Annotated in this window: 24 protein-coding genes; 13 read left to right on the top strand and 11 right to left on the bottom strand. The window is 68.4% G+C overall.

All coding sequences use genetic code 11. The annotated features are described in order from the left end of the window. Positions 1-20: 20 nt before the first annotated feature. Positions 21-1,652, top strand: coding sequence for an L-glutamate gamma-semialdehyde dehydrogenase (gene pruA, locus AWB95_RS22070; RefSeq protein WP_062539301.1), 1,632 nt, complete (start codon positions 21-23; stop codon positions 1,650-1,652). 83 nt (positions 1,653-1,735) lie between these two features. Beyond that, positions 1,736-2,710, top strand: a complete 975-nt coding sequence (locus tag AWB95_RS22065) for a proline dehydrogenase family protein (RefSeq protein ID WP_062539318.1) — start codon at positions 1,736-1,738, stop codon at positions 2,708-2,710. Here AWB95_RS22065 and AWB95_RS22060 read toward each other — a convergent pair. The 4 genes from AWB95_RS22060 to AWB95_RS22045 are packed head-to-tail and all read right to left on the bottom strand — an operon-like array spanning position 2,700 to position 5,018. After that, on the bottom strand, positions 2,700-2,972 hold the full coding sequence (locus AWB95_RS22060) for a hypothetical protein (protein ID WP_062539300.1): 273 nt from the start codon (positions 2,970-2,972) through the stop codon (positions 2,700-2,702). The two genes, AWB95_RS22065 and AWB95_RS22060, sit on opposite strands and share 11 nt — an antisense overlap. Further along, the gene (locus AWB95_RS22055) at positions 2,969-4,420 is read right to left on the bottom strand and encodes an MFS transporter (protein WP_062539299.1); all 1,452 of its coding nucleotides are present in this window, start codon (positions 4,418-4,420) and stop codon (positions 2,969-2,971) included. Before AWB95_RS22055 ends, AWB95_RS22060 begins: the two co-directional genes overlap by 4 nt. 29 nt (positions 4,421-4,449) lie before the next feature. After that, positions 4,450-4,824 carry a type II toxin-antitoxin system VapC family toxin gene (locus AWB95_RS22050; protein WP_062539298.1) on the bottom strand — a complete coding sequence of 125 codons (375 nt, stop codon included), beginning with the start codon at positions 4,822-4,824 and terminating at the stop codon, positions 4,450-4,452. Next, complete coding sequence (locus AWB95_RS22045; RefSeq protein WP_062539297.1) at positions 4,821-5,018, bottom strand: type II toxin-antitoxin system VapB family antitoxin; 198 nt, start codon at positions 5,016-5,018, stop codon at positions 4,821-4,823. Before AWB95_RS22045 ends, AWB95_RS22050 begins: the two co-directional genes overlap by 4 nt. Positions 5,019-5,148: 130 nt before the next feature. On the opposite strand from AWB95_RS22045, the gene AWB95_RS22040 reads away from it, so the two are divergent. Both AWB95_RS22040 and AWB95_RS22035 read left to right on the top strand, forming a co-directional pair. Next, the gene (locus tag AWB95_RS22040; protein WP_062539296.1) at positions 5,149-5,985 is read left to right on the top strand and encodes an esterase/lipase family protein; all 837 of its coding nucleotides are present in this window, start codon (positions 5,149-5,151) and stop codon (positions 5,983-5,985) included. 96 nt (positions 5,986-6,081) lie between these two features. Further along, on the top strand, positions 6,082-7,470 hold the full coding sequence (locus AWB95_RS22035; RefSeq protein WP_085168664.1) for an acyl-CoA synthetase: 1,389 nt from the start codon (positions 6,082-6,084) through the stop codon (positions 7,468-7,470). Between the two features lie 88 nt (positions 7,471-7,558). On the opposite strand, the gene dapD is transcribed toward AWB95_RS22035, so the two are convergent. Next, the gene (gene dapD, locus AWB95_RS22030; protein ID WP_085168651.1) at positions 7,559-8,503 is read right to left on the bottom strand and encodes a 2,3,4,5-tetrahydropyridine-2,6-dicarboxylate N-succinyltransferase; all 945 of its coding nucleotides are present in this window, start codon (positions 8,501-8,503) and stop codon (positions 7,559-7,561) included. 95 nt (positions 8,504-8,598) lie between these two features. Here dapD and dapE point away from each other — a divergent pair, with 95 nt between their 5' ends. Beyond that, the gene (dapE, locus tag AWB95_RS22025; protein ID WP_062541737.1) at positions 8,599-9,663 is read left to right on the top strand and encodes a succinyl-diaminopimelate desuccinylase; all 1,065 of its coding nucleotides are present in this window, start codon (positions 8,599-8,601) and stop codon (positions 9,661-9,663) included. Here dapE and AWB95_RS22020 read toward each other — a convergent pair. Further along, on the bottom strand, positions 9,648-11,750 hold the full coding sequence (locus AWB95_RS22020) for an ATP-binding protein (RefSeq protein ID WP_085168650.1): 2,103 nt from the start codon (positions 11,748-11,750) through the stop codon (positions 9,648-9,650). The genes dapE and AWB95_RS22020 overlap by 16 nt on opposite strands. Positions 11,751-11,819: 69 nt before the next feature. On the opposite strand from AWB95_RS22020, the gene AWB95_RS22015 reads away from it, so the two are divergent. The 7 genes from AWB95_RS22015 to AWB95_RS21985 all read left to right on the top strand — a co-directional run bounded on the left by AWB95_RS22015 (position 11,820) and on the right by AWB95_RS21985 (position 17,463). Beyond that, the gene (locus tag AWB95_RS22015; protein WP_169714733.1) at positions 11,820-12,383 is read left to right on the top strand and encodes a cytokinin riboside 5'-monophosphate phosphoribohydrolase; all 564 of its coding nucleotides are present in this window, start codon (positions 11,820-11,822) and stop codon (positions 12,381-12,383) included. A gap of 101 nt (positions 12,384-12,484) precedes the next feature. Further along, entirely contained in the window at positions 12,485-14,248 is a 1,764-nt protein-coding gene (fadD6, locus tag AWB95_RS22010) for a long-chain-acyl-CoA synthetase FadD6 (protein ID WP_062541705.1), read from the top strand. A gap of 182 nt (positions 14,249-14,430) precedes the next feature. Beyond that, the gene (folP, locus tag AWB95_RS22005) at positions 14,431-15,255 is read left to right on the top strand and encodes a dihydropteroate synthase (RefSeq protein ID WP_232315705.1); all 825 of its coding nucleotides are present in this window, start codon (positions 14,431-14,433) and stop codon (positions 15,253-15,255) included. Then, positions 15,252-16,226 (top strand): glucosyl-3-phosphoglycerate synthase, encoded by a 975-nt coding sequence (locus AWB95_RS22000; RefSeq protein WP_062540561.1) that lies wholly within the window; start codon positions 15,252-15,254, stop codon positions 16,224-16,226. Before folP ends, AWB95_RS22000 begins: the two co-directional genes overlap by 4 nt. Before the next feature lie 29 nt (positions 16,227-16,255). Next, entirely contained in the window at positions 16,256-16,561 is a 306-nt protein-coding gene (locus tag AWB95_RS21995) for a DivIVA domain-containing protein (RefSeq protein ID WP_062540560.1), read from the top strand. Further along, positions 16,558-17,127, top strand: coding sequence for a DNA-3-methyladenine glycosylase I (locus AWB95_RS21990; protein WP_062540559.1), 570 nt, complete (start codon positions 16,558-16,560; stop codon positions 17,125-17,127). Before AWB95_RS21995 ends, AWB95_RS21990 begins: the two co-directional genes overlap by 4 nt. Positions 17,128-17,295: 168 nt before the next feature. Further along, positions 17,296-17,463 (top strand): DUF3117 domain-containing protein, encoded by a 168-nt coding sequence (locus AWB95_RS21985; protein ID WP_003406247.1) that lies wholly within the window; start codon positions 17,296-17,298, stop codon positions 17,461-17,463. Positions 17,464-17,466: 3 nt separating this feature from the next. Here the strand turns inward: AWB95_RS21985 and glgA are convergent, their stop codons facing one another. Further along, positions 17,467-18,630 (bottom strand): glycogen synthase, encoded by a 1,164-nt coding sequence (gene glgA, locus AWB95_RS21980; RefSeq protein WP_062540557.1) that lies wholly within the window; start codon positions 18,628-18,630, stop codon positions 17,467-17,469. Positions 18,631-18,731: 101 nt separating this feature from the next. Here glgA and glgC point away from each other — a divergent pair, with 101 nt between their 5' ends. Next, positions 18,732-19,946 carry a glucose-1-phosphate adenylyltransferase gene (gene glgC, locus AWB95_RS21975; RefSeq protein ID WP_062540556.1) on the top strand — a complete coding sequence of 405 codons (1,215 nt, stop codon included), beginning with the start codon at positions 18,732-18,734 and terminating at the stop codon, positions 19,944-19,946. Positions 19,947-20,063: 117 nt separating this feature from the next. On the opposite strand, the gene AWB95_RS21970 is transcribed toward glgC, so the two are convergent. Genes AWB95_RS21970 through AWB95_RS21955 form a run of 4 tightly spaced genes read right to left on the bottom strand, consistent with a single transcriptional unit; the run spans position 20,064 to position 23,951 of the window. Further along, positions 20,064-20,738 (bottom strand): methyltransferase family protein, encoded by a 675-nt coding sequence (locus tag AWB95_RS21970; protein ID WP_062540555.1) that lies wholly within the window; start codon positions 20,736-20,738, stop codon positions 20,064-20,066. A 12-nt stretch (positions 20,739-20,750) separates the two neighbouring features. After that, entirely contained in the window at positions 20,751-22,385 is a 1,635-nt protein-coding gene (locus AWB95_RS21965) for an ABC transporter permease (RefSeq protein WP_099539632.1), read from the bottom strand. Further along, complete coding sequence (locus AWB95_RS21960) at positions 22,382-23,311, bottom strand: ABC transporter ATP-binding protein (protein WP_062541494.1); 930 nt, start codon at positions 23,309-23,311, stop codon at positions 22,382-22,384. The genes AWB95_RS21965 and AWB95_RS21960 overlap by 4 nt, the downstream gene beginning before the upstream one ends. After that, positions 23,301-23,951, bottom strand: a complete 651-nt coding sequence (locus tag AWB95_RS21955; protein WP_062541495.1) for a TetR/AcrR family transcriptional regulator — start codon at positions 23,949-23,951, stop codon at positions 23,301-23,303. The genes AWB95_RS21960 and AWB95_RS21955 overlap by 11 nt, the downstream gene beginning before the upstream one ends. Positions 23,952-23,957 lie beyond the last annotated feature (6 nt).

Below are 23,957 nucleotides of genomic sequence, written 5' to 3'. Positions count from 1 at the left end.
GTGGCGAGGATCCTGAGGGCATGGACGCGATCACCGATGTTCCGCTGCCCGCCAATGAACCGGTTCACGACTACGCGCCGCATTCACCGGAACGCAGCCGGCTGCGCGACGCACTGAGGGAGCTGGCCGATAACCCGATCGAGCTGCCGCACGTCATCGCCGGCAAGCGTCGCATGGGCGACGGCGAGCGGATCGACGTCGTGCAACCGCACCGGCATACCGCCACGCTGGGCACGCTGACCAACGCGACGCACGCCGACGCCACCGCGGCCGTCGAGTCCGCCATGGCCGCGCGGAACCATTGGGCGGCAACGCCGTTCGACGAACGCGCCGCAATCTTCCTGCGGGCCGCAGATCTGCTGGCCGGGCCGTGGCGGGAAAAGATCGCGGCCGCAACCATGCTCGGCCAATCCAAGACCGCGTACCAGGCCGAGATCGACGCGCCCTGCGAGCTGATCGACTTCTGGCGGTTCAACGTCGCGTTCGCCCGCCGGATCCTCGCACAGCAGCCGATCAGCGGTCCCGGCGAGTGGAACCGCACCGATTACCGGCCGCTGGATGGATTTGTCTACGCGATCACGCCGTTCAACTTCTCCTCGATCGCGGGAAATCTGCCCACCGCCCCGGCGCTGATGGGAAACACCGTGGTGTGGAAGCCGTCGATCACTCAGACCTTGGCGGCCTATCTGACGATGCAACTGCTCGAGGCGGCCGGGTTGCCGCCCGGGGTGATCAACCTGGTCACCGGCGACGGGTACGCGGTTTCCGATGTGGCGCTGGCTGATTCGCGGCTGGCCGGCATCCACTTCACCGGGTCGACGGCCACCTTTCAGCATTTGTGGCGGGAGGTGGGCTCGAACATCGAGCGTTACCACAGCTATCCGCGGCTGGTCGGCGAGACCGGCGGCAAGGACTTCGTGGTCGCGCACGCGTCGGCGCAGCCGGACGTGCTACGCACCGCGTTGATCCGCGGCGCGTTCGACTACCAGGGCCAGAAATGCTCGGCGGCGTCGCGGGCGTTCATCGCACATTCGGTGTGGCAGAAGATGGGCGACGGCTTCCTGGCTGCCACAGCCGAATTGCGGTACGGCGACATCACCGACTTCACCAATTTCGGCGGGGCGCTGATCGACCGGCGGGCGTTTACCAAGAACGTCAGCGCCATCGAACGGGCGAAAGGCGCGGCCGGTGTCACGATCGCTGCCGGCGGCGAATACGACGACAGCGAAGGCTATTTCGTGCGTCCCACGGTGCTGCTGTCCGACGACCCGACCGACGAAGCGTTTGCCACCGAGTACTTCGGGCCACTGTTGTCGGTGCACGTCTATCCCGACGACGCGTACGAGCGGATCCTCGACGTGATCGACGCCGGATCGCGCTACGCGCTGACCGGGGCGGTGATCGCCGATGACCGCGACGCGGTGCTGGCCGCGCAGCAACGGCTGCGGTTCGCGGCCGGCAACTTCTATGTCAACGACAAACCGACGGGAGCGGTGGTGGGACGCCAACCATTCGGCGGTTCGCGGGGCTCGGGCACCAACGACAAGGCCGGCTCGCCGCTGAACCTGCTGCGCTGGACGTCGGCGCGCACCATCAAGGAGACGTTCGTGCCGGCCACCGACCACACGTATCCGCATATGGCGGCGGACTGATGGGGCGATCGCCAGCGCGGCGGAGCCGGGCGGTGGGGGCACCTCCCGCTTGCGGGGGACGGGTCGCCCCCATCAAACCCGGCCTGTTCGCCGCGACGGTACGGCCTGCGATCTTGGCGGCCAGCCGCTCCGACTGGTTGCGGCGCACCGCGCAGCGGTTACCGGTGACCAGCAAGGTGGTCCACCGCTTCGTGCCGGGGGAGACGCTCGGCTGTGTGCTGGACAGTGTTGCCGCGCTGCGGGATTCGGGATGCTTCGTCAGCGTCGACTACCTGGGTGAGGACGTCGCCGACGTCGACGCCGCCGCCGCGAACATGCAGGCCTACCTCGACCTGCTCGATGCACTGGGCAGTCGGCCCGATGCTGTGCACGACGGTGCCCGTCCGCTGGAGGTGTCGCTCAAGCTTTCGGCGCTGGGCCAGGCGCTGGAGCGCGACGGCGAAAAGATCGCCCGGGAGAATGCGCACACCATCTGCGCGCGAGCGCAGCGGGTGGGAGCCTGGGTGACGGTGGACGCCGAAGACCACACGACCACCGATTCGACGTTGTCGATCGTTTCCGATCTGCGGGGCGAATTCCCTGGGCTGGGCGTTGTTTTACAGGCCTATTTGCGGCGCACGCTCGGCGACTGCCGCGACTTTGCCTCCGCCCGGGTGCGGTTGTGCAAAGGCGCCTACGACGAGCCCGCGTCGGTGGCCTACCGGGATGGCGCAGCCGTCACCGCCTCGTACTTGGACTGCCTTCGGGTGCTGATGGCCGGATCGGGATACCCGATGGTGGCCTCGCACGATCCGGCGATCATCGACGCCGCGGCGGCGATGGCACGCGAAACCGGCCGGGACGCCGCCGATTTCGAATACCAGATGTTGTACGGCATCCGCGACGGCGAGCAGCGGCGGCTGGCGAACGCCGGCAACCGGGTGCGGGTGTACGTGCCGTTCGGCGCTCGGTGGTACGGGTACTTCATGCGACGTCTGGCCGAGCGACCGGCCAACCTGATGTTCCTGCTGCGGGCTCTGGCGTCCCGCGAGCAGACGCAAAAGTCCCCTACAGCCTAGGGTTTTGGCCGCTTTTGCGTCTGTTCGCCGAGACGACGGTGTGCCACAACCGAAGTGGCAGCAGTCCGATCAGCGGCGCCCGCTTGCCCAACGCGCCGGTGCGGTCAAACGCCGCGGCAAACCGGCGCGCATCCTCGGCGGTGGGATATGTCTTGCTGCCGCTGGCTTGTCCGCAGCCACGTTCGCATTCCCAGTGCATCGTTGCGCCGTCGACGCGGAAACGCGGCCGGTGCCCGGCCAGCTGGCACGCCCACGGCGTCATGGGGCATCCGCGGTGGTCAGCGGCATCGCAAGGTCCTCCAGTTTCTGGCCCTCGGCCTTGACGCCCAAGATCAGTTCGACCACCCCGCCGATTGCCATCACGGCCGCACCGATCAGAAATGACAGGGCGGCCTGATGCCGGTCCCCGGACTCGATCAGGTCGCCGAACAGCAGCGGACCGGTGATGCCGCCGATCGCGGTGCCGACCGCATAGAAGAAGGCGATGGCCAAGGCCCGGGTCTCCATCGGGAAAATCTCGCTGACCGTCAGATATGCGGCGCTGGCACCGGAACCGGCTAAAAAGAAGCACACCATGAGCACAGCGAGAAACGTCCAGACGCCGCCGAATTGGCTCACGAAGATACCGGCCAGCACGACAGCCACCGCGGCGGAGCCGAGGTATGTCAGCGAGATCATCGGTTTTCGCCCGACGGTGTCGAAGAGTGGCCCGAGGAGTACCGGCCCGGCGAAGTTGGACAGCGCCCACAGGATGAAGAACACCGGGACCATGCCGGAGGCCACTGAATAGAACCCGCTCAACAGGGTGCCGAGGTTGAAAGTGACGCCGTTGTACATGAACGCCTGGCCGATGAACAGCGCAAGGCCGAGGACCGCGCGGCCGGGATAGAGGGTGAAGGCCACCTTGGCGATCTCGGCGAGGGAGATGGTCTTGCGCTGGCGGACGGTCAGCGATCCCTCCGGCTCCGGCAGCGATTCCTGCGTCTCTTGCTCGATCTCGTCTTCGATGCCGCGGACGATCTCCTCGGCCTCTTCTTCGCGGCCGTGAATGAAGAGCCAGCGCGGGCTTTCGGGAACACTGCGGCGGACCACCAGAACCGCCAACCCGAAGATGGCGCCGATGCCGAACGAGATTCGCCACCCTATGCCGATCGGGAAAATGGACGTGTTCAAGAAAAGCAGCGCGGCGGCCGCGCCCAACGCTGATCCCAGCCAAAACGAGCCGTTGATCGCCAAGTCGACGCGGCCGCGGACCCGCGCGGGGATCAGTTCGTCGATCGCGGAGTTGATTGCGGCGTACTCGCCGCCGATGCCCGCACCCGCGAAGAACCTCGCCGCGAAGAAGTACCACGGCGCGAACGAGAACGCCGTCGCCGCGGTGGCCGCCAGATAGATCACCAGCGTGGTGACGAACAGCTTCTTACGACCGAAGCGGTCGGTCAGCTGACCGAAAAACAGCGCACCGCTGCAGGCGCCGGCAATGTAGAAGGCTGCGGCGACGCCGATTTGAGCGATGCTGATCTTGATTCCGCTGCCGGGCTCGGTCAGCCGGGCCGCGACGTTGCCCACCATGGTGACCTCGAGGCCGTCCAGAATCCAGACCCCGCCCAATCCGACGACCACCCGCCAGTGGAACCGCGACCAGGGCAGGCGGTCCAGCCGGGCCGGCACCTGCGTGGTGATCGTGCCGGTCTGTACGTGTGTTCCCATCGCGGCGGCATACCCCCAAGGATTGCGTTTTATCCGGACTCGTCGACGTAGGAGACGCCGGCGTCGCGGCAGGCAGAACGCAGCCGCTTGTCGCGCGTCCACAGCTGTGCGCCGCCGCTGATTGACACTGAGCCGAGCAGGTGGGCGTCCACCGCGCTCAGTCCACGGCCATGCAGTCGGCGTCGGTCGACGAGCGCCACGACCTCGGCGTGACCGAGGACGGGGAACCTGTAGAGGTTGTCGAGCAGATCCAAGACCACGGTGCGCTGCCGGATCGATCCGAGAGCCAACTCCTGGATCACGGATTCGTGACACCCGACCTCGTCCGCTTCGAGCAGCGTGACCAATCCGGGGTCCGTTTTGTGGAGATGGTCGATCCACACGGAAGTGTCGACGAGGATCACCCGGCGGAGCCCCGGCGCCGAGGCGCCGCAGAGGCCTTCTTGTCCGACCCGCCGAGAGCGGCAAGTCGGCGGGCGCTTTCGACGCGTATCAGGGTCGTCAATCCGTTGCGCAGCAGCGCGGACTTCTCGGTGATACCAGTCAGCTCACTCGCACGGGCCAGGAGTTCGTCGTCGATGGTCACCGTCGTCCTCATCCAGGTCTCCCGCGCATCTAAAAGAGCATCACTTGATGCAATTCATGATGTCATCTGCACGGCGTCTCGCCAAGTCGCCGTTTCCTTGAACTTGCGGCGCGGCAGGTGGACCGGTGGCAGGCTGGCATTTATGGAGCCGGTGTTTCAACCCGTCGAGCGCCCGCGGCGATCAGGCGGCCCGCCCTGGCACCTTGCGCTCACCGACCCCGGCCGCGCGGCGGTCGAGTTCGGATTGCTGCTCGGTGCGCTGCCGTTGCGGCGCGCGTTGCCGGTCGGCGACGGCCATCCGGTGCTGGTGTTGCCCGGCCTGCTGGCCGGCGACGGATCGACGTTGGCGTTGCGACGCATTCTGCGCGGCCTCGGATATCGGATGCACGGCTGGCGGCTGGGCCGGAATATCGGTCCGACGGCCCAAGCCGTCGCGGGCATGGGTGAGCGCCTGCATGACCTGCACACCCGATACGGCACTCCGGTCAGCGTGATCGGCTGGAGCCTCGGCGGCATCTATGCGCGCGGCATGGCCCGGCGCCGCCCGTCGTCGGTGCGCCAGGTGATCACTCTCGGCACCCCATTTCGCCTCGCCGACCGAAACCAGACTCGCGCCAGCGCGGCTTTCAACCGCTTCTCCCATCTGCACGTCGAACGGGCCAGAGCGCCAGTGGATCTGGAAACCGAACCGCTGCCGGTGCCGGCGACGTCGATCTACTCCCGATACGACGGTGTGGTCGCCTGGCAGGCGTGTCTGGATCTGCGGTCGCCGCAAGCGGAAAACATCTCGGTGATCGGCAGCCACTTCGGCTACGGGCACAACCCCGCTGTGCTGTGGGCCATCGCGGACCGGCTGGCGCAGCCGCGCGGCGAGTGGGCCCCGTTCCGGCCGCCGGCAACACTGCGGCCGCTGTTTCCGCGACCCGACTGGCCGCCCGATCGAAGCGCGGCGAGCGGGTCACGGGCCCGCTTTGCCTAGAACGCCGCAGGGGTTTGAGTTTCCGGCGATTGCGGCGAACCAAGTTGAGATCAGCGTTGTCCTGAAGCGGTGGCCGAGGCAGGTAACCTCGCTCACGTGCTGCTGGCCTCGCTGAATCCCGCCGCTGCTGTCGATACGCGCGACGCGGTCAGCGTCGGCGACGTCACGTTGAGCCGCAGCGATCTGGTCGGCGCCGCGACGTCAGTGGCCGAACGGGTCGGCGGTGCGGATCGGGTCGCGGTGCTGGCCACGCCGACGGCTGCGACCGTGCTGGCTGTGACGGGCTGCCTGCTGGCCGGGGTTCCGGCGGTGCCGGTGCCCGCCGACGTCGGGCAGGCGGAACGGCGGCATATCCTCACCGATTCGGGCGCGCAGGCCTGGCTGGGGGAGGCGCCCGACGAGGCGGAGGGCCTGCCGCACATTCCGGTGCGGCTGCATGCCCGGTCGTGGCACCGCTATCCGGAGCCGCCGCTGCAGTCCACCGCGCTGATCATCTACACCTCAGGCACCACCGGCCCGCCCAAGGGGGTGCCGCTGAGCCGGCAGGCGATCGCCGCCGACCTGGATGCGCTGGCCGAAGCGTGGCAGTGGACGGCCGACGACGTCTTGGTGCACGGGTTGCCGTTGTTTCATGTGCACGGTCTGGTGTTGGGGCTGCTCGGCTCGCTGCGGGTCGGAAACCGCTTCGTGCATACCGGGAAACCAACGCCCGCAGGCTATGCGGAGGCGGGCGGCACGCTGTATTTCGGGGTGCCGACGGTCTGGTCGCGGGTGGTGGCCGACCCGGCCGCGGCCGAGGCGCTGCGATCGGCGCGGCTGCTGGTGTCCGGCAGCGCACCGCTACCGGTGCCGGTGTTCGACCAGTTGGTTCGGCTCACCGGGCACGCGCCCGTCGAGCGGTACGGTAGTACCGAATCGCTGATCACGTTGTCCACCCGCGCCGACGGCGAACGCCGCCCCGGCTGGGTGGGTCTGCCGTTGCGTGGGGTCGAGACGCGGTTGGTCGACGACGCCGGCGGCCCGGTACCGCACGACGGCGAGACCATTGGGCGCCTTCAGGTTCGCGGTCCCACGTTGTTCGACGGCTACCTGAACCGGCCGGACGCCACCGCCGAGGCATTCGACGCCGACGGCTGGTACCGCACCGGCGACGTCGCGGTCGTCGACTCCGGCGGTATGCACCGCATCGTGGGCCGTGAGTCGGTCGACCTGATCAAGTCGGGCGGTTACCGCGTGGGCGCGGGCGAAATCGAGACGGCGCTGCTTGGGCATCCCGGTGTGCGTGAGGCGGCGGTGGTCGGGCTGCCCGACGAGGACCTGGGTCAGCGGATCGTGGCTTTCGTCGTCGGCGATGCGGACTCTGAAACGTTGATCGACTATGTGGCGGGGCAACTTTCGGTGCACAAGCGCCCGCGTGAAGTACGGATGGTGGACAGCTTGCCGCGCAACGCGATGGGCAAGGTGCTCAAAAAGGAGCTGATGTAGGTCCCGGCCCCCGGCACGAGCGTGCGCAAAAACGGGTTTCACCGCGGCGTGTCGTGCGGGGACACGCACGCTCGCGGCAAAGTGGGAGTCAATTGGCGTGGAGGTCGGCGTTCAGGGCGATGCCCTGGCCGTCGCGGGAGACCACCTCGACGGCGCCGGTCAGCGAATTGCGGCGGAACAGCATGTTGCTGCCGCCGGACAGCTCACGGGCCTTGACCGAACTGCCGTCAGGCATGGCGACTTTGGTGCCGGCCGTGACGTACAGCCCGGCCTCGACGACACAGTCGTCGCCGAGCGAGATGCCCAGCCCCGCGTTGGCGCCGAGCAGGCAGCGCTTGCCGACCGAAATGATCTCGGTCCCACCGCCGGACAGAGTTCCCATGATCGACGCGCCGCCGCCGATGTCGGAGCCGTCGTCGACCACCACCCCCGCCGAGATGCGACCCTCGACCATCGAGGCGCCCAGAGTGCCGGCGTTGTAGTTGACGAAGCCTTCGTGCATCACTGTCGTGCCCGCCGCCAGATGAGCGCCCAGGCGGACCCGGTCGGCGTCGGCGATCCGGACTCCGGTCGGCAACACGTAGTCGACCATCCGGGGAAACTTGTCGACGCCGTACACGGCGACCGGCCCGCGACGGCGCAGCCGCGCCCGCACCATCTCGAAACCTTCGACAGCACAAGGCCCTTGGCTCGTCCACACCACATTGGTCAGCACAGAAAAGAAGCCTTCGGCGTTCAGTCCATGCGGCGCCACCAGGCGGTGCGAGAGCAGATGCAGCCGCAGATACGCGTCGTAGGCGTCGGTGGTCTTGTTGTCCAGCGAGCCGATCACCGTGCGCACCGCGACGGTCTCGGTGCCGCGAGCGTCGTCGCGTCCCGCCAGGGCGGCTAGCTCGTCGGGTACCTCGGCGACCGACAGCCGCACGGTGCCGCTCTCGCCGCCGTCGATCAGTTCCGGTGCGGGAAACCAGGTGTCGAGAACCGACCCGTCGGCGGCCAGCGTCGCCACCCCAATACCCGAAGCTCCAGTCACGATGGCAACGCTACTTTCCCCGGCCGAGCAGACGCAAAATGTCCCGACACGCCGGTGAAAACGGGGCGTTTGTGTCTGCTCGGCATACTGGAAGCGTGCTGGACCTACGCGGGGACCCGATCGAGCTGACCGCGGCATTGGTCGACATCCCCAGCGAGTCGCGGGACGAGGCACGCATCGCCGACGAGGTCGAGGCGGCGTTACAAACCCAGACGTCCCGCTTCGAGATCATCCGCAACGGCGACGCGGTGCTGGCCCGCACGCATCTGGGCCGACCGTCAAGAGTACTGCTGGCCGGGCACCTCGACACCGTCCCGATCGCCGACAACGTGCCCAGCCGCCGCGACGGCGACATCCTGCACGGCTGCGGCACCGTCGACATGAAGTCCGGTGACGCGGTCTTCCTGCACCTGGCAGCCACTGTGCCGGAACCGGCCCACGACCTGACCCTGGTGTTCTACGACTGCGAGGAAATCGAGTCCGCGGCAAACGGTTTGGGCCGCATCGAGCGTGAGTTGCCGGACTGGCTGGACGCCGACGTGGCCATCCTCGGCGAACCCACCGGCGGCTACATCGAGGCGGGCTGTCAGGGCACGCTGCGTGTCGTCGTCCACGCGACCGGCACCCGCGCGCATTCGGCGCGATCGTGGTTGGGCGACAACGCGATTCACAAGCTTGGCGCGGTGCTGGACCGGCTCGCGGCCTATCAGGCCCGCGACGTCGAGATCGACGGCTGCACCTACCGCGAGGGGCTCTCGGCGGTGCGCATCGACGGCGGCGTGGCCGGCAACGTCATCCCCGACGCGGCGTCGGTGACGGTCAACTTCCGCTTCGCGCCGGACCGGTCGGCGGACGCTGCGCTTGCGCACGTGCATGACGTGTTCGACGGGCTCGACGTGCGCATCGAACAGACCGACAGCGCCGCCGGCGCGCTGCCCGGCCTTTCCAAACCCGCCGCCAAGGCGCTGGTCGATGCCGCAGAAGGGCGAGTCCGGGCGAAATACGGGTGGACCGACGTGGCGCGGTTCGCCGCCCGCGGCATCCCGGCGGTCAACTATGGGCCGGGCGATCCCAACCTGGCGCACCGCCGGGACGAGCGAGTACCGGTCGAGCAGATCAGCGCCGCCGTCGAGATGCTGCGCCGCTACCTGACCGGCTGACCGCGCCTGGCCTGCGCGGCTGCGTCGGCGGCCGCGGGATGTAGTCCCGCATCGGCCAGATCTGCGGCCACTTCCGCCAGCGCCGCGGAGTCACCCGCCGCCAGCGCGCGGGCGTGCGCCAGCGTGAGCCTGCCCAGCACACAGTTCACCTCCACGGACAGCCGCTCGGCGCGATACACGGCCCGGGTGTCACCGAGGCGGGCGGCGTCTTGCAGCGCGCGCAGCGCGATCGCCGACTGCCCGCCGCGTTCGGCAGCCTGCACCGCCTCGCGGGCGGCGTCGACTGCGGCCGTCATGTCGCCGCGCGCCGCCTTCGACCACGCTCTGGCCAGTGCCAATTCGGGCGTGAACAACGCCGATTTCAGGCCGTGCCGTGACTCCGCCTGGCTGAAAACCTTTGCCGCCGCGAGTTGTTCACCTTGCTGGCCCAGCGCCTGCGCCAGCAGCATCAGCGACAGCGGACCCCACGAATAGCCGGTGCGCGCCAGCGCCTCGGCGGCAGGCTCCAAAAGCGTTACGGCAGTTTCGAAGTCGCCCTGGGCGATGGCTGCGTACGCCACCAGCACCTCACCGATGGCCCGGCCCGGCTGCTGCAGCTCGGCGAAATCGGTGTAGCGCTGCGCCACCGTGCGCGCCGCATCCGGCCGCCCCGCCATCACCAGCGTCGTGACCAGCGCGAAACCGCTGGTGAACCGCAGCAGGCCGGGATGCTCACCGGCCAGCGCCCGGCCCGCGAGCGCCTCGACGTCGCCGAACCGCCCGACGCGGGCCGAGCACAGTGCCGCCGTCGATGCTGCCCAGCCCACGCCGACCTGGTCGGCGTGCGGCGATGCCAGCACTTCGCCGGTGATCCGCAACGCGCTCAGCGGGGTGCCCGCGTTCATCGCGAACGTCGCCGCCAGCGCGTCGAGGGTGGCCCGGGCCGTCGGCGACGAGATCCGGTTGCGGGTGGTGTGCAGAAACGCGGTGGCGCGCTCCGGTTCGTCGAGCATCCAGAACTGGTTGGCCGCCCGCGGCAGCGCCCACGCCATCAGCTCGGCGTCGGTCAAGGTGTCGGGATCCACCGCGGCCAGCACTTCGCCGGCTTCCCGGCCGCGGCCCTGCCAGCCCAGCGCGTAGCCCAGTGTCAACCGCGCCGCCAGCCCGCCCGATTGATCCAGGGCCGCGCGGGCTAGCCGTTCGGCCAGGGCCAACTCGCCGAGCCTCAGCGCCTGCTGGGCGGCGCCCGAGAAGTCGTCGTACGGTGCGTCGCTCTCGATCGCGAGCGCCGCGAGCCGCAGCTGGTCAGTGATGTGGTCGGAGCGACGGGTCGACAGCTGGGCGACGACCGCTGTGCGCAGCGCCCGGGCGTCGGCCGGCGCCAGCGCGGCGCGCACCCGCTCGGTGTAGAGCGGATGGCCCGCATAGACCAGTCCGTCGTCGTCGGATGCCAGCGCGCCTGCCTTATAGCCCTGCTCGACGGCCTCGTCACCGGCCAGCACAGCCAGTTCGCTGCGGTGCAGCGGTTCGGCTACGGCCAGGTAGTCCAGCGCCTTGCGAACCGGGGCCGCCAGGCCGCTCAGATATTCGTCGACCAGCTTGGGCACCGCGGCAGTCCGGTCCGGCGGCTCGACGTCGATGCGGGTGAGCAGGTCGTCGGTCCACAGCGCGGCCACGGCATCGGGCAGCTTCGTCTCCGAGCGGGCGGTGACGATCAGCCGCGCCGAGCGCTTCAACGCCAGCTGGTACACCAGGCTGGCCGACAGGCTGTCCAGCTCGTGCGCGTCGTCGACCACGACCAGAAGATCGTCGCCGCCGGCGACCAGCGAGTCGTGCGCGGCGCGCAGGAGCGCGGCGGGCCTCCCGATCTCGGCCACCTCGACCAGGCGGGCGAACGCGCCGAGCGGAACCATCCGCAGCGACGGGGTGCCCGTGACCCATCGAACCTTCGAAGGCCGGCGCGCGGTGAACCTCTCCGCGGCGGCCCTAGCGGTCGGCGTCTTGCCGGCGCCGTCGGCTCCCACCAGCACGGCACCGGAGCGATCCAGGGCGGCCGCCACCTGATCCAGCACAGCTTCGGCCGGCGCGGCAACCCACCCAGTCGGCATCGCCGGATTTTATTGCCCGCCGCGTCCCTGGCACGGCGATAGGCCCAAATACGCACCGCGGCAATCTGGATTACGTTTCGATGTGTGACTGGCAATCAGTGGGCGGTCTGTGTGTACTGCGCGTCCGGGCCGACCCACCCGGAGCTGCTGGCGCTGGCCGCCCAAGTCGGCGAGGCGATCGCCGACCGCGGCTGGACGCTGGTGTGGGGCGGCGGCAACGTCTCGGCCATGGGAGCGCTGGCCACTGCGGCGCGGGCGCGCGGCGGGTGGACCGTCGGCGTCATCCCGAAAATGCTGGTGCACCGCGAGCTCGCGGACACCGACGCCGACGAGCTGATCGTCACCGACACCATGCGCGAACGCAAACAGGTGATGGAGGACCGGGCCGACGCGTTCCTTGCGCTGCCCGGCGGTATCGGCACCCTCGAGGAGCTGTTCGAGGCGTGGACCGGGGCATACCTCGGCATGCACGACAAACCGGTGGTGATGCTCGACCCCCGCGGCCACTTCGACGGGCTTCGGGCCTGGCTGTACGGGCTGGTCGACAGCGGTTACGTGTCGCAGGCCGCGCTGGACCGGCTGGTGGTGGTCGACGAGGTGAACGCGGCGCTGGCCGCCTGTGCACCCGGCTGAAACGCCCGCGCTGGGTCCGTTGGCGCCGACCCGCGGCGGCCGGCTTCGCCGCGCTTGCGGTCGCCGCTAGGCTGGCCGCCAAGTTCGTCAGAGGGGAAACAGTGTCTGAACACACATCGGTCGGTCTGCTCGACATCGCCAGCCGGGTGCCGGGTGTAGTAGCCGACCTGCCGGTGATGGCGCGCGGCGTGCTGACCGGGCTGGGGGCCAGGCCTACCTCCAAGACGTCGATCGGCAAGGTGTTCCAGGACCGCGCCGCCCGCTACGGCAACCGCGTGTTCCTGCGGTTCGGCGACCAACGGCTGACGTACCGGGAGGCCAACGCGACCGCCAACCGCTACGCCGCGGTGCTGGCCGCACGCGGTGTCGGCCACGGCGACGTCGTCGGGATCATGCTGCGCAACTCGCCCAACGCGGTGCTGATGATGCTGGCCGTCGTCAAGTGCGGCGCGATCGCCGGAATGATCAACTACCACCAGCGCGGCGAGGTGCTGGCCCACAGCCTGGGCCTGCTCGACGCCAAGGTGCTGGTCTCGGAGTCCGACTTCGTCGACGCCGTCAGCGAATGCGGCGCGACCATCGACCCGTTGACCATCGAGGAGCTGGAACGGCTGGCCGCCACCGCGCCGACGACCAACCCGCCGTCGGCCTCGGCGGTGCTGGCCAAGGACACCGCGTTCTACATCTTCACCTCCGGCACCACGGGCCACCCGAAGGCCAGCGTGATGACCCACCGGCGCTGGCTGGCCGCCCTCGCCGCATTCGGCGGGCTGGGCTTGCGGCTGAAGAGCAGCGACACGCTGTACAGCTGCCTGCCGCTCTACCACAACAATGCGCTGACGGTCGCGGTGTCGTCGGTGATCAACTCCGGGGCGACGCTGGCGCTGGGCGAGAAGTTCTCGGCGTCGCAGTTCTGGGACGACGTGATCGCCTACGATGCGACGGCGTTCATCTACATCGGCGAGGTCTGCCGCTATCTGCTCAACCAGCCGCCCAAGCCGACCGACCGCGCGCACAAGGTGCGGCTGATCGCCGGCAACGGCCTGCGCCCGGAGATCTGGGAGGAGTTCACCGCCCGGTTCGGCATCGAGCGGGTGTGCGAGTTCTACGCCGCCAGCGAGGGCAACACCGCGTTCATCAACATCTTCAACGTGCCCAAGACAACCGGAATCTCGCCGCTGCCGCTGGCCTACGTCGAGTACGACCCCGACACCGGTGCCCCGCTGCGCGACGAGAACGGCCGGGTGCGCCGGGTGCCGCCCGGACAGCCGGGCCTGCTGATCAGCCCGGTCAACAAACTGCAGCCGTTCGACGGCTACACCGACCCGGCGGCCAGCGAAAAGAAGTTGGTGCGCAACGCTTTTCGCGACGGCGACTGCTGGTTCAACACCGGTGACGTGATGAGCCCGCAGGGCATGGGGCACGCCGCGTTCGTCGACCGGCTCGGCGACACGTTCCGGTGGAAGGGCGAAAACGTCGCCACCACCGAGGTCGAGGCGGCGCTGGCGGCCGATAAATCGGTCGAGGAGTCTGCGGTCTTCGGCGTGGAGATCCCACGCACCGGCGGCCGGGCCGGGATGGCTGCCGTCAAGCTGCGCGACGGCGCCGAGTTCGACGGCAAGGCGCTCGCGCGCACGGTGTACGACCGGCTGCCGGTGTACGCGCTGCCGCTGTTCGTGCGGGTGGTGGACTCGATGGAGCACACCACGACGTTCAAGAGTCGCAAGGTCGATCTGCGCGAGCAGGCCTACGGCCCGGGCATCGAGGACCCGCTGTACGTGTTGGCCGGCCGCGACGAGGGCTATGTGCCGTTCTACGACGACTACCCCGACGAGGTGGCGGCCGGTAAGCGACCGCAGGGGTAGTTGCCGCTTCTCGCGCCGAACGTGAAGCTAGCCGCACGCTCGGCGCCGAACGTGAAGCTAGCCGCACGCTCGCGAACTCAGTCGCGATCCCCGGACAGCAGCCGGCTAGGCGGGGCGGGCACCATAGACGGGTGCAGTCAACGCTCTGCGGCCACCCGGTCGCCGGTGATCGTCCGCTGATCATGGCGATCGTCAACCGCACCCCGGACTCGTTCTACGACCGCGGCGCCACCTTCACCGACGACGCGGCCAAGTCCGCCGCGCACCGGGTCATCGCCGACGGCGCCGACGTCGTCGACGTGGGCGGGGTCAAGGCCGGACCGGGGCAAGCTGTCGATACCGCCACCGAAACCGCGCGGGTGGTGCCGTTCATCGAGTGGCTGCGCGACGCGTACCCTGACCAGCTGATCAGTGTCGACACCTGGCGTTCGGCCGTCGCCCGGCAGGCCTGCCGCGCCGGCGCCGACCTGATCAACGACACCTGGGGCGGCGTCGACCCCGAAATGCCCTCTGTTGCAGCCGAATTCGGGGCCGGCCTGGTGTGCTCGCACACCGGCGGCGCGCCGCCACGAACCCGGCCGTTCCGGGTCAGCTACGGGACCAGCACCCGCGGCGTGGTCGACGACGTCATCCGTGAAGTCACCGCCGCCGCCGAGAAGGCCGTCGCGGCCGGCGTGGCCCGCGACCGGGTACTGATCGACCCCACCCACGACTTCGGTAAGAACACCTTCCACGGCTTGGCGTTGTTGCGTCACATGGACGATCTTGTTAACACCGGGTGGCCGGTGTTGATGGCGCTCTCGAACAAGGACTTCGTCGGGGAGACTTTGGGCGTGCAGTTGACCGAACGCCTGGAGGGAACCCTGGCGGCCACCGCGCTGGCCGCCGCGGCCGGCGCCCGGATGTTCCGGGTGCACGAAGTCGGGCCCACCCGGCGGGTGCTGGAAATGGTGGCGTCGATCCACGGCCAACGGCCGCCGGCGCGGACAGTGAGAGGACTGGCGTGACAGAGCTTCTCGCTGCCCTGCCGGGTGACACCTGGCTGTCGGATCGCAGTTGGATACGCCCGAGCTGGACCGTCGGCGAATTAGTGGCGGCCAAGGCCGGGCGGACCATCTCGGTGGTGCTGCCCGCTCTCAACGAGGAAGGCACCATCGAATCGGTCGTCGACAGCATCTCGCCGGTGGTCGGCGGGCTGGTCGACGAGCTGATCGTGCTCGACTCGGGCTCGACCGACGACACCGAGATCCGGGCGATCGCCGCCGGCGCCCGAGTGGTCACCCGCGAACAGGCCCTGCCCGACGTCCCGCCGCGCCCCGGCAAGGGCGAGGTGTTGTGGCGCTCACTGGCCGCCACCAGCGGCGACATCGTGGTGTTCGTCGACTCCGACCTGATCGACCCGCACCCGATGTTCGTGCCGTGGCTGGTCGGCCCTCTGCTCACCGGTGACGGCGTTCACCTGGTGAAAAGCTTCTACCGGCGGCCGTTGCACGGTGGGGCCGCGACCGGCGGGGGACGGGTCACCGAACTGGTGGCGCGCCCGCTGCTGGCGGCGCTGCGGCCCGAACTGAGCTGTGTGCTGCAGCCGCTCGGCGGCGAATACGCCGCCACCCGCGAGCTGCTGATGTCGCTGCCGTTCGCGCCGGGCTACGGCGTGGAGATCGGCCTGCTGGTCGACACGTACGACCGGCTGGGGCTGGACGCGATCGCCCAGGTCAACCTCGGTGTGCGGGCGCACCGCAACCGGCCGCTGGCCGAGCTGGGGCCGATGAGCCGCCAGGTTGTCGCGACGCTGCTCTCGCGCTGCGGCATCCCCGACTCCGGCGTGGGCCTGACCCAGTTCTTCGTCGACGGAGACGGCTATGTCCCGCGCACCTCGCCGGTGTCGCTGACCGACCGCCCCCCGATGAACACCGTGGCGATCGTCAGCGCGGCGGAGCCGGGCGGAGCGGGTGGCCACCAGAGACGACTGCGCTGACGTCGGCGGCATGAGGCAATATCGGGGACGTGGCGTTGGTCTTGCTTTATCTGGTGGTACTGATCCTGGTCGCGATCGTCCTGTTCGGTGTGGCCAGCCTGCTGTTCGGCCGCGGTGAGCAGCTGCCGCCGCTGCCACGGGCGACGACGGCGACGGTGCTGCCGGCGTCCGGCGTCACCGGCGCCGACGTCGACGCGGTCAAGTTCACCCAGGTGCTGCGCGGATACAAGACCAGCGAGGTGGACTGGGTACTGGATCGGCTCGGCCAGGAACTCGACCTGCTGCGAGGCCAACTCGCGTCCATGCGCGTCGCTGAGGAGAAAGGCCCGGAGTGAGTGACGACGGGCTGGTCCGCTGCGGCTGGGCTGTCGGCGACCTCTATCGCGACTACCACGACAACGAGTGGGGCCGGCCGCTGCGTGGCGGGGTGGCGTTGTTCGAACGGATGAGCCTGGAGGCCTTCCAGAGCGGCCTGTCGTGGCTGACGATCCTGCGCAAGCGGGAAAACTTCCGGCGCGCGTTCGCTCGCTTCGACATCGAGACCGTCGCGCGCTACACCGACGCCGACGTGGCCCGGCTGATGGCCGACGAGTCGATTGTGCGCAACCGCGCCAAGATCGAGGCGACGATCGCCAATGCCCGCGCCGCCGCGGATCTGGGACCCGAAGGCCTCTCCGAGCTGCTGTGGTCGTTCGCGCCGGCGCCCCGACACGTTTCTTTAAGGCCCGCCGACCCCTCCGAAGTACCTTCGGCGACTGCGGAATCCACTGCGATGGCGCGCGAATTGAAGCGGCGCGGCTTCCGGTTCGTCGGACCGACCACTGCCTATGCCCTGATGCAGGCGACCGGGATGGTCGACGACCACCTGCGCAGTTGTTTTGTGGCGCCGATCACCGGCTAAGACACGTCGAACCCGGGTCTTGTGCACCCCCTCGTCGCCCATAGGGAACAATGGGGGAGTGAATTGGCAGTTCAACGCCGGGTATGGCCGGGATTCCACTGGCGGCGCGTGCCCGGCGCCGACCAGGTCCGCGACGGCGGGCCCGTTCGAAGCTGGAGGGAGCACTCGATGGCGGCGATGAAGCCCCGGACCGGTGACGGTCCACTGGAAGCGACCAAGGAGGGGCGCGGCATCGTGATGCGGGTACCGCTGGAAGGCGGTGGCCGACTCGTCGTCGAGCTGACGCCCGACGAAGCCGCCGCGCTGGGTGACGAACTCAAGGGCGTCACCAGCTAACCGTTACGCGCAGACCTTCCGATAGATCTCCAACGTCTGCTCGGCGATGTGTGCCCAGGAGAATTCCGCGATGCAGCGCTGGCGTCCCGCCTGACCGTAGCGCTCCGCCCTCGCCGGATCGGCGAGCAAGGCGTTGACCGCCTCGGCCAGATCCGCCTGATAACCGGCGGGATCGCCGGCGTTGTAGTGCACCAGTAGCCCGCTGACGTGATCGGCGACCACCTCCGGTATTCCGCCGACGTCGGAGGCCACCACCGCCGTCGCGCAGGCCATGGCCTCCAGGTTGACGATTCCTAGGGGTTCATAGACCGATGGACACACGAAAACCGTTGCAGCCGATAGTATTTCACGTATCTTGCTGATCGGGAGCATCTCCCGGATCCAGAACACCCCGGTTCGGGTGCGGGCCAGGTCGGTGACCGCAGTTGTGACTTCGGCGGCGATCTCGGCGGTGTCGGGCGCCCCGGCGCACAGCACCAACTGCGCGTCGGCGTCGAACCGGTGCGCGGTGGCCAGCAGATGGGCAACGCCCTTTTGACGGGTGATCCGCCCGACGAACGCCACAACCGGCCGGTGCGGGTCGACACCAAGCTCGGCCAGGATCGACTCGTTTGGGTCGCGCCCGACGGGGTACCACACGTCGGTGTCGATCCCGTTGCGCACGACATGAACCCGGCTGGGGTCCAGTGCCGGATAGAGCCGCAGCACGTCGTCGCGCATGCCGGAGCTGACGGCGATGACGGCGTCGGCGGCCGTCGCTGCGGTGTGTTCCACCCAGGACGACAGCCGGTAGCCGCCGCCGAGTTGTTCGGTCTTCCACGGCCGCAACGGCTCCAGCGAATGCGCGGTCAGCACATGCGGGATGTCGTAGAGCAGGCCGGCCAAGTGTCCCGCCAAGCCGGTGTACCAGGTGTGCGTGTGCACCACGTCGGCGTCGGCGGCCGCGTCGGCCATCAGCAGATCCGACGACAGCGTCGACAGCGCCGGGTTGGCGCCCTGCAACCGGGGATCGGGCTGATACGCCGCGGCCGTCGGGCGGGGCGCCCCCATGCAGTGCACGTCGACCCGGCACAGGCTGCGCAGGTGCGCGACCAGCTGGGTGACGTGTACCCCGGCGCCGCCGTACACCTCGGGCGGATACTCCCGAGTCATCATCGCCACCCGCATATTCGGCACGGTAGCTCAAATTGCTTGACGGACAGTCCGTCAGCGTTGTCAATCGCGCGATTGGCCTGGCAGCGCTGCGGAGCGGCCGATAGGTTTGAACCATGAGGGAAGCGCCACACGTGCTGGGCATCGTCCTGGCCGGTGGGGAGGGCAAGCGGCTGTATCCGCTGACCGCGGACCGGGCCAAACCCGCAGTTCCCTTCGGCGGCGCGTATCGCCTGATCGACTTCGTGCTGTCAAACCTCGTCAACGCCCGCTACTTGAGGATCTGCGTTCTCACCCAGTACAAGTCCCACTCCCTGGACCGCCACATCTCGCAGAACTGGCGGCTCTCGGGTCTGGCTGGCGAGTACATCACGCCGGTGCCGGCGCAGCAGCGGCTCGGCCCGCGTTGGTACACCGGCTCGGCCGACGCGATCTATCAGTCGCTGAACCTGATCTTCGACGAGGATCCGGACTACATCGTGGTTTTCGGCGCCGACCACGTGTACCGGATGGATCCCGAGCAGATGGTCCGGTTCCACATCGACAGCGGCGCAGGGGCGACGGTGGCCGGGATCAGGGTGCCACGCGCGGAGGCGTCGGCGTTCGGGTGCCTCGACGCCGACGATTCCGGGCGCATCCGCAATTTTGTCGAGAAGCCGGCCGATCCGCCCGGCACCCCCGACGACCCCGAATCCACCTTCGTCTCGATGGGCAATTACATCTTCACCACCAAGGTGCTCATCGACGCGATCCGCGCCGACGCCGAGGACGACCATTCCGACCACGACATGGGCGGCGACATCATCCCGCGACTGGTCGCCGACGGCATGGCCGCGGTCTACGACTTCTCCGACAACGAGGTGCCCGGCGCCACCGACCGCGACCGGGCCTACTGGCGCGACGTCGGAACCCTGGATGCGTTCTACGACGCGCACATGGACCTGGTGTCGGTGCATCCGGTGTTCAACCTCTACAACAAGCGCTGGCCGATCCGGGGGGCGACGGAAAACCTGGCGCCAGCCAAGTTCGTCAACGGCGGCTCGGCGCAGGAATCGGTGGTCGGCGCGGGCAGCATCATCTCGGCGGCCTCGGTGCGCAACTCGGTGCTGTCGTCCAACGTCGTCGTCGACGACGGTGCGATCGTGGAGGGCAGCGTGATCATGCCCGGCACCCGCGTCGGTCGCGGCGCGGTGGTGCGCCACGCGATCCTGGACAAGAACGTCGTCGTGGGACCCGGCGAGATGGTCGGGGTGGACCTGGAAAAGGACCGCGAGCGCTTCGCGATCAGCGCCGGCGGTGTGGTCGCCGTCGGGAAGGGCGTCTGGATTTAGCGCGCCCTTTTCCCCCGCGCGAGCGTGCCCCCTTCCCCCGCGCGAGCGTGCGTGTCCGCGGCCGACACGCCGGACAAGTGACCGGGTTTACGCACGCTCGCGGCGGAAGTTCGGCCGTCACCACACGTAGGGCACCAGCCGGTAGCGCACCTGATCGGTGTACTCGCGGTACCCCGTCAGCTCGTGGGTGAGCAGCTCTTCTTCGTCGCGAATGCGAATGGCGAGCACGGCAATGCCCGGAATGAGCAACATAAGTCCCCAGTACGAGCCGAGCGCCAGGGGGATGCCCGCCATCATGATCACGTTGCCGGTGTACATCGGATGGCGGACAAGGCCGTACAGGCCGGTGGTGATGACATCCTGGTCTGACTCGACGGTGACATTGGCTGCGGCATAACTGTTCTGGATGACCACCAGCATGGCGATACCCAGTCCGATCGCGACCAGGACATCGCCGACCAGGCACACCGTCGTCGGCACCGACGACCAGCCGAAGCGGTGGTCGAGCGCGCTGAGCACGATCGTGGCGGCCATGGACATCAGCGCGATGGAGATGACAATTCTTTGCAGCATTCGGGTTTCCGCCATGGGCCCGGCATGCATGCGCCGTTCCAGGGCGGCCGGATTGGTGCGCATCAGATAGTTGCTGGGAATCCAGGTGGTGACCGCAAACACGGCAAGAAACACCCACGCCTGCCAGTAATGGAACGTGCCGGCCGGCAAGAACAGCATCAGGCCGAAGGCCGTCAGTCCCAGCGCGGCTGAAAGTGCAGTCTTGGCAAAGGTTTCCATGCCAATGCTCCTTCAGTTGCGCAGATCGCGGCGACGGAATGCTATCGCTCCCAGCGCAATCAACGCCGCATCGATCGTCAGCAACCACAGCATCGGAACGGCGGTGAAGTCGTCGCCGCCCACCCGCGGAACGTGCGCGAACGGTTCGAGGTCGAGCAGCCACTGGGGAAAGCCCGCCAACGAGCCGATCAGATACAACGCGACGAACGCCACCAGCACCCCCCAGGCCACCGGGGTGAACCTCGGCGCCAGGCCGAACAGCGCGGCCGTGACCGCGGCCAGCAGCCACACTGCCGGCAGCTGCGCGGCCGCGGTCCCGATCACCGTGGACAACTTACCGGCGATGTCGTGAGCGGCTATACCGTAGGTGAATCCGGCGACCAGCCCGGCAACCAGCAAGGCAGCGGCGGGTCCGATCAGCGCGATCACCAAATGGCTTGCCAGCCAACGTGTTCTACTCGTCGCGCCGCTCAGCAGCATCTCGGCACGCTGGCTAGCCTCCTCCTGGTGCAGACGCAGCGACAGCGAGATGGTAAACGCCGCCGCCGCCATCCCAAGCATGCAGAACGCCACCGCGAGGAAGGCCCGCTCGAGCGCAGTGGTGCCGCCCATCCGTGCGACGATGTCGCGGACCGAGGCGCTGCCGCCGATTTCGTCGCCGATGCCGTGCACGATGCTGCCGATCAACAACCCGTACAGGCACAAACCGACCGTCCACAGCACCAGCGAGCCTCTGTCGAGCCGCCACGCCAGTCCGCCGACACCCTGCAACGCCGGTGCGGCGCTGGCCGGCCCCGGGCGCTCGGGGATCAGCCCGGCGCCCACGTCGCGGCCGGCGAGCAACCGGTAGGCCACCACGGTGAGCACCGCCGTCGTCGCCACATGCAGCAGCAGCACCCACCACCGCTCGCCCGCGTAGGGCCGGACCTGCAGGGACCACCCGAGCGGCGACAGCCAGGACAAGGTTCCCGAGCCGGCATCGCCGACGGCACGCAGTGTGAACGCTGCGGCCAGCACCGAAAAGGCTGCGCCGCGGGCGAATCGAGCGCTCGGCGACAGCTGGGCGGCAACCGCGGCCACGGCCGTGAACACCAGGCCGGAGGCGGCCAGCGCCGCGCCGAACGCCAGCGACCCGCCCGGCGCGACATCGGTGGTGAGCAACCCCGCGGCGCCGATGGCGCCGGTGGCGATCGACGCGCCGAACGACAGCAGCAGGGCAGCGGTCAGGCTGGCATACCGGCCGACTGCGGTCGAGTCGAGAAGCTCGGCGCGGCCGGTCTCCTCGTCGGCGCGGGTATGCCGGATGACCGTGAGGATCACCGCCACGGCGATCAGCAGATGGAACATCCCGGCCTTCCAGATACCGACGGCGCCGAGATTGTTTGCGTAGATCTCTCCGTAGAGCGCCCGCTGGGCGGGGCTGGCCATGATCGACGCCGCGAAGGCGTCACGCGCGGCCTGGTCCGGGTAGACCTTCTCGATGCTGCCGACGTACACGGTGGCCAGCGGTACCGACAACAGCAACACCCACAGCGGAAGGACAATCCGGTCGCGGCGCACGTAGAGCCGCAGCATCCCGAGTGTTCCGGTGAAGGCCGAACCACGTTGCGGCGCTTTGTGTGTCGGCCGTTCCAGCGTGGCGGTCATGCCCGCACCTCCTGCTGGCTGCGCCCGTGCTGTCCGTCGTGGCCATAGTGGCGCAAGAACAGCTCTTCCAGAGTCGGCGGCTGGCTGACCAGGCTACGAACACCGGCGTCGCCGAGCACCCGAATGAGTTCGCCGAGGCTTTCGCTGTCGACCTGAGCGTGCACGGTGTTGCCGTCGAAGCTGACGTCCTCGACGCCACGGATTCTGGTGAGATCTCCAGGGTCGCCGATCATTTCGGCCTTGATCGAGGTGCGGCTGAGATGACGCATCGACTCCAGCGAGCCGCTCTCGACCGTCTTGCCGGCCCGGATGATCGTCACGCGCTCACACAGGGCTTCGGTTTCGGCGAGGATGTGGCTTGACAACAGCACGGTGACGCCGCGGTCCCGCGCTTCGGCCACGCATTGCTGGAATACGTTCTCCATCAACGGGTCCAGGCCGCTACTCGGCTCATCGAGCAACAGTAGCCGCGCATACGACGAGAACGCCGAAATCAGGGAGACCTTCTGCCGGTTGCCCTTCGAGTAGGTGCGGGCTTTCTTGTGCGGGTCCAGGTCGAATCGCTCGATCAGTTCCGCCCGGCGCTTCTCGTCGAGGCCACCGCGCATCCGAGCCAGCAGGTCGATCGTCTCACCGCCGGTCAGGTTGGGCCACAGGGTCACATCGCCCGGCACATAAGCGATCTGTCGATGCAGCTCGACGGCGTCGTGCCACGGGTCGCCGCCGAGCAGCCACGCGGTTCCGCTGTCGGCCTTGACGACGCCGAGCAGAATTCGAATCGTCGTCGACTTCCCGGCGCCGTTGGGTCCCAGGAAGCCGTGCACCTCACCCTCGCGGACCGTCAGGTCGAGACCGTCCAGCGCCCGAACCGCACCAAAATTCTTTGTTAGACCACGGATTTCGATAGGCGCTTGGTTAGCTGGCATGTGCTTCTCTTTCGTCGGCGTGAGCTTCGACTTGTGCGAGGAATGCGTCGTACATGGTCCGGTCCGCCATCAGGCCTTCTGTGGAGACCTCGAGGGCCGGCAGCACCATGTCGCGCGCGTAGTCGCGCAGCACAGCCCGCAGATCCGTTGGGGTTTCGTGCATCTGCAGATACAACAGGAAGCCACCGCCGCCGGTGATCGCCAGATATTTCGCCCTGGCTTGCGGATCGCGGCTGGGTTTGATGGTGCCGGCCCGCACGCCCTCTTCGAGATACTCCTCGGTGTTGTCAATCATTCTGCGCCACAACATTTTCGCTAGGTCACCGCCGGACGACATACTGCGCACCAGGTAAGCCATCAGCGGCGCGTAGGACTCGATTTCGGCCATTTGGGCGAACCAGGTTGCCGGATCGTTCGACCGCACCGCCTCGGACTTCTCGCTGCGGATCTCTTCGGCGACGTAGTCGTCACAGGCTTTGCGAAGCCCGTCTTTGGAACCGAAGTGATGGATGACAAGCGCCGCGCTCACTCCGGCGGCGTCGGCAATCGCCCGCAACCCGACGCCGAAACCCTGCTGCCCGAATAGCTCGATCGCGGCGTCGCGGATTCGCGCCGTTGCGGTCAAGTCGGCTGAACGCATGTTCAG

The organism is Mycobacterium celatum (genome assembly GCF_002101595.1).
GTDB lineage: Bacteria > Actinomycetota > Actinomycetes > Mycobacteriales > Mycobacteriaceae > Mycobacterium > Mycobacterium celatum.
This window is presented reverse-complemented; position numbering and strand designations above follow the sequence as displayed.